The sequence below is a fragment of the Gilvimarinus sp. 1_MG-2023 genome (genome assembly GCF_030548285.1).
Genome location: NZ_JAUOSC010000774.1, coordinates 1 through 292 on the forward strand (window position 1 = coordinate 1; position 292 = coordinate 292).

Consider the following 292-nt stretch of genomic DNA (forward strand, 5'->3'; position numbering starts at 1 on the left):
CATCGACTCCGAACAGCTGAACAACCGACTAGACCCCAACCAGGCCCCCTCCGAACTGGTGCCACTGATACAAGCGTTTAACGACATGCTATCGCGGCTGGAAACCGGCTTCGAACGGCTGTCCAATTTTTCCGCCGATATTGCCCACGAACTGCGTACCCCGCTCACCAATCTGATCACCCAAACCCAACTCATGCTCGGGCAACCCCGTGATCTCAATGCCTACCGCGAGCTGCTGTATTCCAGCCTTGAAGAAGAAGAACGACTGGCCCGCATGGTCGCCGATATGCTC

General features: G+C 56.5%; 1 protein-coding gene. It reads left to right on the top strand.

Annotation, left to right across the window (positions count from 1 at the left end; all coding sequences use genetic code 11):
- Nucleotides 1–292 (top strand): histidine kinase dimerization/phospho-acceptor domain-containing protein (locus Q4563_RS18995; RefSeq protein ID WP_303605619.1); only part of this gene is annotated, 292 nt, incomplete at both ends.